Origin of the sequence: Wolbachia endosymbiont (group A) of Epagoge grotiana (assembly GCF_947251775.1) — a bacterium.
Classification (GTDB): Bacteria; Pseudomonadota; Alphaproteobacteria; order Rickettsiales; family Anaplasmataceae; genus Wolbachia; species Wolbachia pipientis.
In genome coordinates, this window is the sequence record NZ_OX366387.1 from 1,705,667 (window position 1) to 1,718,709 (window position 13,043).

11 protein-coding genes and 3 pseudogenes are annotated in these 13,043 nt (G+C 35.6%); 8 read left to right on the forward strand and 6 right to left on the reverse strand.

Translation table 11 applies throughout. The features are described from left to right. Positions 1-17 precede the first annotated feature (17 nt). The 4 genes and pseudogenes from OPR50_RS08105 to OPR50_RS08120 form a co-directional block, all read left to right on the forward strand. Positions 18-278, forward strand: a complete 261-nt coding sequence (locus OPR50_RS08105; protein WP_012673289.1) for a hypothetical protein — start codon at positions 18-20, stop codon at positions 276-278. A 12-nt stretch (positions 279-290) separates the two neighbouring features. Next, positions 291-563, forward strand: a complete 273-nt coding sequence (gene rpsO, locus OPR50_RS08110) for a 30S ribosomal protein S15 (RefSeq protein WP_006279944.1) — start codon at positions 291-293, stop codon at positions 561-563. Between the two features lie 14 nt (positions 564-577). Beyond that, complete coding sequence (gene pnp / locus OPR50_RS08115) at positions 578-2,851, forward strand: polyribonucleotide nucleotidyltransferase (protein WP_264339651.1); 2,274 nt, start codon at positions 578-580, stop codon at positions 2,849-2,851. Positions 2,852-3,056: 205 nt separating this feature from the next. Further along, positions 3,057-3,440 (forward strand): annotated as a pseudogene (locus tag OPR50_RS08120) (IS66 family transposase); the annotation flags it as partial. A 28-nt stretch (positions 3,441-3,468) separates the two neighbouring features. Here the strand turns inward: OPR50_RS08120 and OPR50_RS08125 are convergent. Then, a protein-coding gene (locus OPR50_RS08125) for an IS630 family transposase (RefSeq protein ID WP_265024057.1) occupies positions 3,469-4,328 on the reverse strand; the annotation gives its coding sequence in 2 pieces (ribosomal slippage) (positions 3,469-4,004 and positions 4,004-4,328; 861 coding nt in all). Positions 4,329-4,391: 63 nt separating this feature from the next. On the opposite strand from OPR50_RS08125, the pseudogene OPR50_RS08130 reads away from it, so the two are divergent. Continuing rightward, positions 4,392-4,997, forward strand: a pseudogene (locus tag OPR50_RS08130) (transposase); the annotation flags it as partial. 347 nt (positions 4,998-5,344) lie between these two features. On the opposite strand, the gene OPR50_RS08135 reads toward OPR50_RS08130, so the two are convergent. From OPR50_RS08135 to rlmB, 4 genes are all read right to left on the reverse strand, one after another. Beyond that, on the reverse strand, positions 5,345-6,322 hold the full coding sequence (locus OPR50_RS08135) for a quinone oxidoreductase family protein (RefSeq protein WP_264723920.1): 978 nt from the start codon (positions 6,320-6,322) through the stop codon (positions 5,345-5,347). A 170-nt stretch (positions 6,323-6,492) separates the two neighbouring features. Then, complete coding sequence (locus tag OPR50_RS08140) at positions 6,493-7,029, reverse strand: cytochrome c oxidase assembly protein (RefSeq protein ID WP_213863166.1); 537 nt, start codon at positions 7,027-7,029, stop codon at positions 6,493-6,495. Next, positions 7,030-7,743, reverse strand: coding sequence for a Bax inhibitor-1/YccA family protein (locus OPR50_RS08145; RefSeq protein WP_265024335.1), 714 nt, complete (start codon positions 7,741-7,743; stop codon positions 7,030-7,032). A 79-nt stretch (positions 7,744-7,822) separates the two neighbouring features. After that, positions 7,823-8,587 carry a 23S rRNA (guanosine(2251)-2'-O)-methyltransferase RlmB gene (gene rlmB, locus OPR50_RS08150; protein ID WP_213863167.1) on the reverse strand — a complete coding sequence of 255 codons (765 nt, stop codon included), beginning with the start codon at positions 8,585-8,587 and terminating at the stop codon, positions 7,823-7,825. A gap of 92 nt (positions 8,588-8,679) precedes the next feature. On the opposite strand from rlmB, the gene OPR50_RS08155 reads away from it, so the two are divergent. Continuing rightward, positions 8,680-9,180: a Smr/MutS family protein gene (locus OPR50_RS08155; protein WP_319606719.1), complete on the forward strand. Its 501-nt coding sequence runs from the start codon at positions 8,680-8,682 to the stop codon at positions 9,178-9,180. A gap of 812 nt (positions 9,181-9,992) precedes the next feature. Here the strand turns inward: OPR50_RS08155 and OPR50_RS08160 are convergent. Next, a complete protein-coding gene (locus OPR50_RS08160) occupies positions 9,993-11,027 on the reverse strand; it encodes an aspartate-semialdehyde dehydrogenase (RefSeq protein ID WP_265024058.1) in 1,035 nt (344 codons plus the stop codon). A 140-nt stretch (positions 11,028-11,167) separates the two neighbouring features. Between OPR50_RS08160 and OPR50_RS08165 the strand changes: the two genes are divergently transcribed. Both OPR50_RS08165 and OPR50_RS09005 read left to right on the forward strand, forming a co-directional pair. Beyond that, positions 11,168-11,620, forward strand: a complete 453-nt coding sequence (locus OPR50_RS08165) for a hypothetical protein (protein WP_015589289.1) — start codon at positions 11,168-11,170, stop codon at positions 11,618-11,620. 320 nt (positions 11,621-11,940) lie between these two features. Then, positions 11,941-12,901 (forward strand): annotated as a pseudogene (locus OPR50_RS09005) (IS110 family transposase). Positions 12,902-13,043: the final 142 nt, after the last annotated feature.

The window sequence follows — 13,043 nt, forward strand, 5'->3', positions numbered from 1 at the left end:
TGACAGAGGGGGGTGGGATGACAGAAGATGATGGAGTGACAGGGAGTAATACAAAAAGTTTCGTCATCCCCATTGAATCGGCTTTAAAATCGATGTTCAAAGTTGAAATTTCCCTAGAAGATGCGGGGAAAATCAGAAAAGGTCAGGAAGTTGTATTAAATAACTTGCGTAATTTAAAGAATCATGATATTTGTTGTACGGTGGTGGGTAGTGTACCTATTGCAATCTGCAGTTTTATTTATGGTTGTGTGAAACCTATTCGTGTTTTTAATATTTAAAATGAGGTTTAGATGTCGATAACATCCGAAAAGAAAAAGAGTTTGATAAATATATATGCAATTAAAGAAGATGATACAGGTTCATCTTTTGTACAATGTGCAATTTTGACCGAGAGGATCAGTAATTTAACTGAGCACTTTAAAGTGCACAAGCATGACCATCACTCTAAGCGTGGTTTACTTATATTGATAGGTAGAAGACGCAAGCACTTAAATTATATAAAGCGTAAATTTGGTAATGAAGCCTATCAGGAATTAATAGAGAAGTTAGGCATTAGAAAATAATCGAGGAATTTAGTATGTTTAAAATTATAAAAAAATCTATAGAGTGGGGTGGTCGTACCTTATCTTTAGAAACAGGAAAAATAGCACGCCAAGCTCATGGTTCAGTAGTTGTAAATTACGGTGATACTTCTGTTTTAGTAACTGTTGTAAGTAAAAAGAAGGAAGAAAATGTTGATTTTCTTCCTTTAAATGTACAGTTTATCGCAAAAAGCTATGCCATGGGTAAGATCCCTGGCGGCTTTTTTAAAAGAGAAGGCAAGCCATCTGATAGAGAAACTTTAATCTCAAGGGTAATAGATAGAAGTATAAGACCACTATTTCCAGAAGGATTTAATGATGAAGTTAGTGTGGTGTGCAATCTATTAACTTATGATACAGTCAATCCTCCTGAAGTGCCAGCATTGATTGGTGCTGTTGCAGCTCTTGCAATTTCTGGTGTTCCTTTTCACTTTACTATAGCTGGAGTGATGGTTGGTTGTGATGAAAATAATAACTATATACTCAACCCTTCTGTTCAAGAGATGAAAGCAAGCAGCTTGGATCTGTTTTTGTCCGGTGATGAAAATTCAATTTTAATGGTTGAATCAGAAGTGAAAGAGCTCTCTGAAGAAAATGTTTTTAATGCAATAAAATTTGGCCATGAACACCTTAAACCTGTCATTAAGCTCATAAAAGAGTTTGCTGATACAATTGGCAATAAACCTAAGAGCTTTGCTCCTATTGATACATCAGATATAACACAAGAGCTCGAAAAATACGGTAAAGATTTTGAAAAAGCATATTCGCAAACAGTAAAACAAGAGCGAGTTCAAGCTTTAGAAGCGATCAGAGAGAATATATTGAATACTCTTAAAGAAACTGGAAAAGACGAAAAGTTAATTATGTATGCAGTAAAAAACTTTGAAAGATCTTTAGTACGTGAAATAATTAGGAAGAAAAGTGTAAGGATAGACGGTCGTAAGCATGATGAGATACGTCAGATAGAAGTTGAAGTTGATATTCTGTCCAAAACTCACGGTTCTGCACTATTTACAAGAGGCAATACTCAGGCACTGGTTGTTACTGCTCTTGGCACCACTCAAGATGAGCAAATTGTGGATGATATTGAAGGGGATAGACGTGAGCATTTCATGTTGCATTATAACTTTCCCTCATTTGCTGTTGGAGAAACTTCTGCTGCGCGTGCACCAGGAAGAAGAGAAATCGGTCATGGCAAACTTGCTTGGAAAGCAATTCATCCTGTTTTACCCGATAAGTCTGAATTTCCTTATACAATAAGAGTAGTGTCCGAAATTTTGGAGTCTGATGGTTCTTCTTCTATGGCAACAGTTTGTGGGACTTCTCTTGCTTTAATGGATACGGGTGTGCCAATAAAGGCCCCTGTTGCTGGAATTGCTATGGGTCTCATCAAAGATAAAGACGAGTATGTAATACTTTCCGATATACTTGGTGATGAAGATTATCTTGGTGATATGGACTTTAAAGTAGCAGGAACTAGTGAAGGGGTTACGGCGCTACAAATGGACATGAAAATTTCTGGTATAAGCTTTGAAATTGTTGAAAAATCTTTAGAACAGGCAAAAGCTGGAAGATTACATATTTTAGAAAAAATGAATGCAGTGATTTCAGAACACAGTGATGATGTCAAAGACCATGCACCAAGGATGTTATCATTTTACATAGATAAAGACAAAATTTCTGCTGCTATAGGTTCTAAGGGGAAAAATATACGCAGTGTGTGTGAAAGAAGTAATGCAAAAATTGAAATAGGAGATGATGGTAAAGTTTCTGTTTTTGCTACGAGTGGCACTGAAGCTGAAATTGCAAAGAGTATGATGATTGATTCAATAACAAAACTAGAACAAGGTTCTATAGTTGATGTCAAGGTTGTAAGAATAGAGAAGTCTATTGTAGAGCTTGAATTTCTTAATGGCAGAAAAGGAAAAATGCACATAAGTGAAGTAGCTAATGAACATATAGATTCTATAGAGAGCGTACTTAAACAAGATGATACTTTCAAAGCACTAGTAATTGACTTCGAAAAAGGTGGGTGTCCAAAGTTGTCAAGACGTCGGGTTGACCAAGAGACGGGAGAGTTTTTTGAAGGTGAGCTTTACAACGAGGAAAGGAAAGATGGTCCAAATGACAGGGATAATTATTACAATAATTCATTTAGTAGAAAACCTGGAGGAAGTCACCATAAGAGGCCTCCTCGTCCTCGTTCTGGTTTCAGCAACAGAAATAGGCCGAAATTTGGTAATAATGATTCATCATCAGGTTTTTATTAAGAGTAAACTTCTTGCGTTACCTCTCGTCATTCCAGTGCTTAATACTGGAATGACACCCTTTCTGGTGAAGGTTGTTCTCAAATCACAATGTTAGTACAATTGTGGTGTTAGCTATAGCTAACCCAAGGTATCCGTTCAGCGGAGTGGTAGAATAAGGTAGACAAAGTGATCTAAAAAGATAATCATAGAGCAAAAGTGAGGTAATGTGGTAAACCTTTTAGAACTTTGCAAAAATTTACAGCAAAAAATAGAAAAACTGAAAGCAGAGATAGAAAACTTAAAAGCAGAAAATAAAGCTTTAAAGATAGAGAACGCTGAATTAAAGGAAAGGCTTGGTTTAAACTCGAAAAATTCATCTCTACCGAGCTCTAAAGAATTGTACAAAACAAAAAAGGACAAGCCAAAAAGCGAAAGGAATGTTGGCGATCAGGTTGGGCATAAAGGAAATTTTCATGCTACAATGGAAGCGGATAAAGTAGTAAAAATAGAGTTGCCTAATATTTGCGAATGCGGAGGAGAGCTTGTAATATGCGAAAAACCTTATGTTCACCAAAAAGTTGATCTTCCGGAAATTAGGCCTTATGTAGTATAGCATTTCTCATAATAGTCCGAACAGGTCATAGGAAGGCAGAATCAACAGCACGACGAAAGGATTCGAATAGAGGAATGTTTTTCCTGGCTCTGTTTTTTATAGCAAACCAATGATGCTCAATTTTGTTGAAATCTGGAGAATAAGGCGGCAGATACAAAATTTCTGCACCAACCCCTTTAGCAAGCTCGATAATCTTATCAGACTTATGAAAAGTAGCATTGTCAAGAATGACAGTCTGTCCAGGTTCCAAGATCGGTGTCAAAAATTGCTCAAACCATCCATTAAAAACATCCATATTACAGTGGCCTTCAAAGGTTAACGGAACAACTATCTTTCTTCCACTTAAGGCTGCAACCATACTGATTCGTTGAGTTTTCTTTCCAGATTTTAAGGCATAAAACCGCTGTCCTTTCTGGCAATATCCGTAGGGGTAGTCTTCGGTGTTATCAATGCCAGACTCATCTATATACACTAAGTTTTTAGGTTCTTTTGTCGCTATAATTTTCAAAAATTCAGCACGTTTTTCTTCGTTTCTTTCCTTGTATCCATATGTCTTTTTTTGCGCGTAAATCCAATTTTTTTAAGGGCTCGATAGATCGTTTGGATACTAACGTTGTTCCAAAGTTTAGCCATTTCCGATAGAGTCTTTCCTCCGTGTTCTCTGGCAAATTTGGCAAGGGTATCCCAGTCGGTAATTTTGTGATTGTAACCCCCATTTCCAAGTTTTTTTGATTGAAAGTCTCCTGTTTCTTTTCTTCTTTGCTGCCACTCCCATAAAGTAGTTCGTCCAATCTTAAATCTTGCTGCCACTGTTTCTCTGCTTTCTCCTTCGTCTAGCGCTTCCATTGCTTTTTTTCTTAAATCATAACTATATGCTGCTGGCATTCAACCTCCTTATCATCATCTACCCTTATCCTATCACATCCGGACTTTTATGGAAAGAGCTATAATATGGAAGATATCGAAATTGCTATAGACAGTACAGGAATTAGTATATACAACAACACACAGCAAGGAAAATAGCACTGACAGAAAATATCGTGGCTATGAGCAAACGAGAAAATTGCACGTAATGTTGAATATAAACAACAAAAAAGCCATAGCTGTAAAATACAGTAACGGTGTCTACTCTGATCACTATGGAGCTTGTGATTTGCTAAAAGAAGTTGATTTTCAGCATGCTATAAAAGCACTATATGCAGATAGAGCGTGTGATAGGCGCAAGTTTTATAAGTTGTGTAACGAATATGATATAAAGACAAAAATTCCACCAATAAACAATGCGGCAGAACATCCAGAAATAGATTATATGTCTAACAGGAATGCTGCTATTAGGTTAATAAAATTATACGGTGAAGATGGCATGAAAGAATGGAAAAAAGAAGTAAATTATGGGAAAAGATCTTATATTGAAGGGTTTTTCTCAAGATTAAAGCAAATATTCGGATTTAGTTTTAGGAATAAATCTGAGATAAATCGAGAAAAAGAACTAAATGCTATTTGCTTAATAAATTCACTGATATTGGTATGGCTAAATTTGAGATAGTTACATGAATTTACCATAAATCACCATCTCATAAAGTGTGATGCAACAAAGCCATCCCAGTGTCAAGCACTGGGATGACAAGAAGAGAGCACTGGAATGACAGGAGAAGGAGGGCTACTACCGTCATAAAGGAACCAGTGTCAGTTACTCGGATGATACCTTTTTCTACTTAATTTGGGTTATGCAAGAAGTCTATTCGCGGTATAGATTCCGCTAACACGTAGCGGGATGACGGTTGTCGGTAAATCTAAGTCAGTTTAGCTATATGCTTTTAATTCCCCCAAAAGGAGAATTAAATATGTGAAGTTCTAGTTGATATGACTTAATGAATGGTTAGTTTAAATTACTAATTTATTTAAGAGATTTTGATAATATTTAACCCACTCGCTTTTCTATTTTCCATATCACGATGTGCTTGAATTATTTCATCAAATTTATATTTTTTATTGATCCGTACAGTTAAAAGTTTTTTTCTTATCATCTCGAAGATTTCCATTGTGGTAAGCACTAATGTGAATCTATCATGCTTATAATGGTATATTGAGGTTCCAGTTGCAAATAACGAACGTGAACTAAGTAAAGAAAAACTAATAGGAGCGTTACCTGATATCTGCCCATAGGAAACGTATATGCCGAACCTGCCTAAAGATTCAAAAGAGAGCTTGCTTGTAGCGTAACCTATGGGGTCATATACTGCACCTACTCCTCTGTTTTGCGTAATCTCCATAATTTTAGAAACGAAGTCTTTATCATTGTAGTTTATTGCGTATGTGCAGCCACTTTGTAAAGCTATCTTCATTTTTTCATCAGAGCTTACAGAACCTATCACTACACCTTTTTTATCCTTTGCCCATTGGCATATTATTTGTCCTAAGCCACCATTAGCCCCATGAACTAGCACGAAAGCACCAGGCCTGATTTTATAAGATTGATTAACTAAATAGTGAGCTGTCATACCTTTAAACAGCACTGCAGCAGCAACTTCATCAGATATGTCATCTGGAATTTTTATCAGATATTTCTGGTGTATAATGCGCTTTTCACAATATGCCCCTGGAGGAGCTGTGCAATATCCAACTCTATCTCCGACCTTCAACCCATCACTGATTTTTTTACCAAGCTTTTCAATAACTCCCACTGCTTCCACTCCAAGCACTGATGGTAAATTTTTAATTTTGCGTGTACCTTTTCTGTGCTCTAAATCATAACGATTTAAGCCGATAGTTGTGTGACGCACTAAGACTTCCTCGCCTTTTGGCTCACCTATGCTCTTATCTACAAATTCTAATACTTCTGGTCCCCCAGTTTTTTTAATTTGTATAGCTCTAACCATGATGAATATTAAGACAAAAACTTTGATTATGTTATCTAACAATTAATATTTTGCAAAGTTATTGTTTTCACAATCAATAGACTTCTTGCGTTACCTCTTGTCATCCCAGTGTCAGCTACTCGGATGACACCCTATTGATTACTGAAATGACACGGTTTGCAAACATTCTGTTACTTAAGCTTAAAAAACGTGTATGATAGCGTTATTTCACTTAAATCTTTTGTATTACTATCAAGCATTATCTCAGGATCTATATAGAAAGATACGGGCATAGCTGCTTTTTGTTTTGGTAGCAACATTTGCTCTTCAAAACAAAAGCATGCAATTTTATTGAAATACTTACCTGCTTTGAAAGGCGTAACATTATACACCGCCATTCCAAATGAAGGCTGATCAGATAGATTTTTTGCGTAATAAAAAGCTAAACTTTGTTCTCCTATGTTTACATCAACATAGTTAGTTTCTGATTTAAATTCCCAAGGTAGATCGGACATTATATCAGCATTGAAATGGACCCTGATCTTTTGGTTAGTTATATTTGTTGTTGTGTTAGTTACTTTTCTTATTGTGCCACCATACCCAGTAGCTTTACAAAAAATGCTATATAGAGGCACCGATGCATATGTAAGACATATCATCGACACAACTAAAGATATTAAAAAGAAGACTATAGAATTTTTATCATTTCTCCTTAAAAAGGAGAACATTTAGTCCCTGTTATTAAGTAACCTGAGCAAACTGAGAAATATATTGATAAAGTCTAGGTAAAGACTAGTTGCACCAAGTATTGCCAGCTTAGTAGTAGCAGCTTCTGAACCATCATTATACTTGTAATAAACATCCTTGATTCTCTGAGCGTCAGATGCAGTTTTTAAAGTAAACACTATTACCGATATGAATGATATTGCAAAATCGAGTGGACCACTTCCAAGGAACAAATTCACTACAGATGCTATAATTAATCCCCAGACTCCCATTCTCAAAAAAGAGCCCATACTTGTTAGATCTCTTTTTGTGATGTTACCATACAAAGCGATAGAGCCGAACATGATTGATGTAATGAAAAATGCTCTTGCTATACTTTCTGCAGTATAAATTATGAAAATATAGGATGAAGACATTCCAATTAATACTGCAAACGCAAAAAATATGGTGAATGCAGACTGAACACTAAGATGTAGAATTTTAGGGTATACAAAAAACACTAGTACAAGTGGAGAAAATATTACTGTATACAACAGGACTGGATTAGAATGAATTACCTGAAAAAGACCTGAAAACACCGTTAGGAACGCGACAAGCCCTGTAACGCCTAAAGCTAAAGCCATATAATTATATACTTTAGTTAGGTAACTTCTAAGCCCAGCACTGTAGTAAGCGCCTTGAGAGCGAATATCCTGTTCATTTCTCATGTAAGACATAATATAACTCCTTTTATCCATTACTTAACACATTATAATATAAAACCATATTTTTATCAAGTGTTTTTATTATAAACAGCTATGCGCTGGCATTTGTTTTAATATAAATAGAATATAGGCCTATTGCTGCTGCATTTGAAACATTTAAACTGTTAATTGCATTTGACATTGGTATTTTTAAAAGATAATCACAGTTTTCTTTAACTAACCTCCGCATTCCTTTCTCTTCGGAACCAAAAATAATTACTCTTTTTTTCTCAAAACTCTTTATTTCATCTATATTTTCTTTAGTATTGCAATCAAACCCATAACACCAGTAACCGACCTTTTTTAAATACTGCATAGTTTTTACTATATTTGTAACGTATATTAGTGGGACAATATCCAATGCTCCACTTGCTGCTTTTGCAATAGATGCATTTTCACTTGGTGAATGGTTATGTGGTAAAACCAATGCGTCGACATTAAAACAAGCTGAAGTTCTTAAAATCGACCCAATATTGTGCGTGTCAGTGACTTGATCTAAAATGACTATAGTAGAGCTATCGTTCGAGCTTTCAGCTATTTCTTCAATGCTTAAGTTATAAAGAATAGGGGCAACATTTAAAGCAATTCCCTGATGGTTAGCACCTTTGGGTAAAACGTCATTAAGTATTTTGCTTTCTACTAATCGAACTTTAATGCCCTTACTGTCTACACATTGCCTAATTTCTTTTTTGTGCTCTCTATAGAAATTTTCTGTTGCTAACAGTTCTATACACCGCCTATTTTTATTCTTCAGTGCTGACATGCAGGTGTGCTTTCCATACAGCCAAAAATTCTCATTAGTTTTTGACGATTTCATCGTATTATTGAAAATCGGGTTTTTATAGAATAAGCAACATTTTACTATGTTTGGATATTGTTGTAAAATTATACAATTCGATTAATGCGTTTATGTCGGACAATGAGTTGGATTGGCAAAAAAATGTTAAGCCAATAGAATGTGGAAAAGTTACTTTGAAAGTTGATCATAAAGTAAATATAAAGTCTATGGTTGATAAAGGTACCTCCGACTTACAAGGGAATTTTCTTAATACCAATAATAGTAACTCATCATTTTGTCTTGACCAAAACACAAAATCAAAAGTTGATAGGGGTAAATATTTTATAAGCGATAAGCTCGATTTGCATGGCTATAATATAGAGGATGCTTACTGTAAATTGATAGATTTTATTATCAAAAATTATCGAGCAGGAAATAGATGTTTATTGGTAATTACGGGATACGGCAGTGCAACAAACAAAACAGACACTATAAAGAGTAACTTAAATAAATGGTTAAATGACACTAAAATCCAGCATATGGTTCTATACTACCAACAAGCTACGAAAAAACATGGTGGTAAAGGGGCTTTTTATGTTTTATTAAGAAGGAATAAAAACCTTGAGTCCTGATACTTAAAATTCCTTTTAAGCCTTAATTTTTCTTGTATAACCATACAGTGTTCGGCAGCGCGTGACGCACAACTGTGCGAACATTGTGATTTGGGTCTACCAGGAAGGATGTCTCCCAGTACCTCTTTTCCCGTCATCCCGCTACGTGTTAGCGGGATCTCATTTCACTTTATGAGGGTGTCATCCGAATAGCTTGACTACTTGGATCCAGATTGGATACTGAGTTGGTGAGTATAAAAGTATAGCTTCTACGTCATACCGCCGCGGTATCTCAGCCGCTAACAAGTAGCGGGGTGACGAGTTACTATACCGCTGCGAACCGTCATACCGCGATTTATTCCATAGCTGTACGAACATTCATTTTTGAAGGTAAACTGCACAGCAAATGGTGTCATTCCAGTGCTTGACACTGGAATCCAGCCGGCTTTGTTGCATCGCTAGCTATGATGGATTAAAGATAAAAAAGGTGGAGAATATCAGTAGCTTATTATTCTGGTATTTATAACAAGAACGGTCAGTGAATACCTAAATTTGAGTAAAAGAAATTTCACTACCACTCACTAATCCGGCTAAAATTCAAGAATTTCAATGCTTTAGCTATTTTCAATAGAATTAAATTTATTAATATAAATAACAAGTTACTATTCTTAAATTTGATCAGATTGATTGCAAAAAAAACAAGATTTTCAATAAGTTGCTTATAATCCTAATTATAGTTAGCCTTTCATAAGTAGCGATGCAACAAAGCCATTCCAGCGTCACGCGCTGCCATGTGATATACAATTTCCTTCGAATTACAACGTACGTGCGCTCTATATGCACTTGATTGACAAATGCTCTCTTATCAAAATCTCAAGAATCTGCACTATATTTAATGCTGCGCCTTTGCGCAGGTTGTCAGCCACTATCCACATATTTAATCCGTGCTCAACAGTATTGTCTCTTCTAATACGCGATACATATACAGCATTCTCCTGTACAACATCAATTTGAGTTATGTATTCACTATCTTCACGCCTGTTGTACACTAAAACTCCACTATCTTCGGCTTCACTTAGCACTTCACGAGCTTGTTCTTCAGTGATATGTTGATCAAATTCCACATTTACTGCCATAGCGTGACCGATAAAGACGGGTACCCTTACACAAGTTGCAGTAACTTTTATATCTTCCTCTAAAATTTTTTTTGTCTCCTCTTGCATTTTCCATTCCTCTTCTGTAGAGCCATTTTCCATGAATTCTCCTACATGGGGAATGCAATTGAATGCTATTTGCTTAGAGAATATCTTGGGTTTTTTAGCTTCGTTCATAAAGATTTTTTTTGTCTGGTCATAGAGCTCATCCATTGCTGCTTTGCCTGCACCAGAAGTTGATTGATAAGTTGAAGCAACGATTCTCTTTATTTTTGCTTTTTGGTGTAATAGATGTAGTATTAGCAGCATCTGTATTGTAGTACAGTTTGGATTGGATATTATGTTGTGGTTTTTATATTCCATAATTTTTTCTTTATTAATCTCTGGAATAATGAGTGGCACACCCTCTTTCATTCTAAAATGGGAACTGTTATCTATCACGATGCATCCAGCCTGTGTTGCAATTGGTACATACTCTTCAGAAACATGAGATCCAGCACAGAAAATGGCTACATTAGTTCCAACGAAGTCATAATCCTCAAGGCATAAAACTGTTAACTCTTTGTCACCAAAGCTCACCTTCTTCCCTTCTGATTTTTTCGATGCAAGTGCAATAACGCAATCTATCGCCTCATCTTGAAATTCAGCAAGCGTGCTTAATACCTCACGCCCTACTCTTCCGGTTGCTCCAATAACAGCAATTTTGTATCTCATATAGATGAACCTCTAATTTTAAAGTTCTATTATATTTTTACTGACAAAATTTACAATTGTTTTAATATTTTTATCTTGCAATTAATTGTAATTTAGCTATTATTATGCAATATTAGTAATGTTACATAATGAAATGAAAGATGAGTAAGGAATACGATGAAACTAAGGTTAAACCTGCAATGTCTACACCTCAAGGGCCTGAAGGAACCAATGGATCAAAGGCCCAAAGTGTTCTTTCGAATAAAAGAAAGCCTACAATAAATTTTGATGATAAAAAGTATGGTGTAAAAACCTCTAAAATAGACCAACAGTCTCTAAACAAAAGACAAGAATCTTCAAAGCTAAGAGATCTCTTAAGGTCAATACCAATAATAAGGAGATTTTTAGCAAGGATTTTCACACCTGAAAAAATAGAAATCATCAGTAACCCTATATATGACAACATGGAAGCATATAAAAAATCGCAGGAAGATTACCCTAGTAAGATAAAAGATGAAACTAGTATAGATGATGAACACACAAAAGAAGTAGATAGTAAACTTGAGAAGGGTAATGTTGAACAAGTGGACAACAAGAAAAGTCGTAGTTCATAAATATCAATCATTTAAAAATTATCTCTAGTTATAACATTGTATCTGTTCAGATGCATGGCTCATGTACAAATATTGAAACAAAAATTCCAGTGCTCCTTTCTCGTCATCCCAGTGCGTGACACTTGTATCTTTATGATGTGAGGCATTAGAGCTAAAATACCTCACAGAGAGGGTGAAGCTGATGCGACACTAATGCCATTAAGCCAGATTTTGCTTCCCTCCCATAGAGTTAAAGACTGAACAGTATCTTTTGGAATTATATCCCGTATTACAAGGTTAGTCTAAACTCTCAGTTTATTTATAGTCTTGGAGGCAATTTTATGCAAGTAAATGCTATTTTGGGTGTGGATATTTCAAAAAAGAAATTTGATGTTTGTTTGTTAGTGGACAGTAAAAAACGACACAAAGTCTTTCAAAATAATCAAGATGGTTTTGCAAAACTTGTAGTTTGGTGCAATGGCCATGGAGCAAATCTTACTCATTTATGTCTTGAAGCAACTAGTTGGTATGGAGAAGATTTGGCTACTTTTATGCACGATTTAGGGCATAATGTCAGTATAGTAAACCCAGAAAGCTTTTGGCAAAAGTGAGCTGCTCAGAAATAAGACAGATAAATCAGATGCAGCTATGATAGCTAGATTTTGTATCGCCAACAAACCTGCTCTTTGGAAGCCCATTGCACCTGAAATGAGGCATTTGAGGGAGCTTTACCGTTGCATGCAATCGCTAAAAGATGATAAGGTGCAACAGACAAATCGCTTGGAAAACAAAAATATGCATTCCAGTTGCAAAGAAGCTATATCTAAAGTAATTTTGGCAATAGAGGAGCAAATTATTGTTCTCGAAAAAGAAATTAATGAGCATATAAATAACTATCCACATCTAAAAAATATGGTGGAAAACCTTAAGACTATAAAAGGTATAGGATATCTTACTGCTGTTGCTGTTGTCGCAGAAATGCCATCAGTTGATAACTTTGACAATGCTAAACAATTTACAGCTTTTGCTGGTCTAAATCCAGGACATTATCAATCGGGATCGTCAGTAAGTAAGAGAAGTTGCATATGCAAAATAGGATCTGAGCGTATTCGAAAAGCTCTTTATATGCCAGCTATAGTAGTCAAAAACCATAATAATCATTTTCAAAAGTTTTGTCAGCGTCTAGCAAGTAAAGGCAAATGTCCAAAAGTCATAGTTCTTGCGTTAATGCGAAAATTAATGCATGTCTTTTTTGGTATTCTTAAAAATAATCAACCATTTAATTGTAATTTTGTTGGATAATTTGTTTGACAGCAGAGACAGTATCTGGGATCCAGATTGGGCACTAAGTTGGTAAACACGAAAGCGATTAATCCTTTACAACGTTTTTGATGGAACTGCGCGAAAGAACTGGATGCCAGTGTCACGCACTGGCATGACACCC

Coding starts and splice junctions, on each gene's coding strand:
- OPR50_RS08105 (WP_012673289.1), top strand. CDS start 18: ATGACAGAAGATGATGGAGTGACAGGGAGTAATACAAAAAGTTTCGTC.
- rlmB (WP_213863167.1), bottom strand. CDS start 8,587: ATGAAATCGTCAAAAACTAATGAGAATTTTTGGCTGTATGGAAAGCAC.
- pnp (WP_264339651.1), top strand. CDS start 578: ATGTTTAAAATTATAAAAAAATCTATAGAGTGGGGTGGTCGTACCTTA.
- OPR50_RS08165 (WP_015589289.1), top strand. CDS start 11,168: ATGAGTAAGGAATACGATGAAACTAAGGTTAAACCTGCAATGTCTACA.
- OPR50_RS08160 (WP_265024058.1), bottom strand. CDS start 11,027: ATGAGATACAAAATTGCTGTTATTGGAGCAACCGGAAGAGTAGGGCGT.
- OPR50_RS08135 (WP_264723920.1), bottom strand. CDS start 6,322: ATGGTTAGAGCTATACAAATTAAAAAAACTGGGGGACCAGAAGTATTA.
- rpsO (WP_006279944.1), top strand. CDS start 291: ATGTCGATAACATCCGAAAAGAAAAAGAGTTTGATAAATATATATGCA.
- OPR50_RS08145 (WP_265024335.1), bottom strand. CDS start 7,743: ATGTCTTACATGAGAAATGAACAGGATATTCGCTCTCAAGGCGCTTAC.
- OPR50_RS08140 (WP_213863166.1), bottom strand. CDS start 7,029: ATGTTCTCCTTTTTAAGGAGAAATGATAAAAATTCTATAGTCTTCTTT.
- OPR50_RS08155 (WP_319606719.1), top strand. CDS start 8,680: ATGTCGGACAATGAGTTGGATTGGCAAAAAAATGTTAAGCCAATAGAA.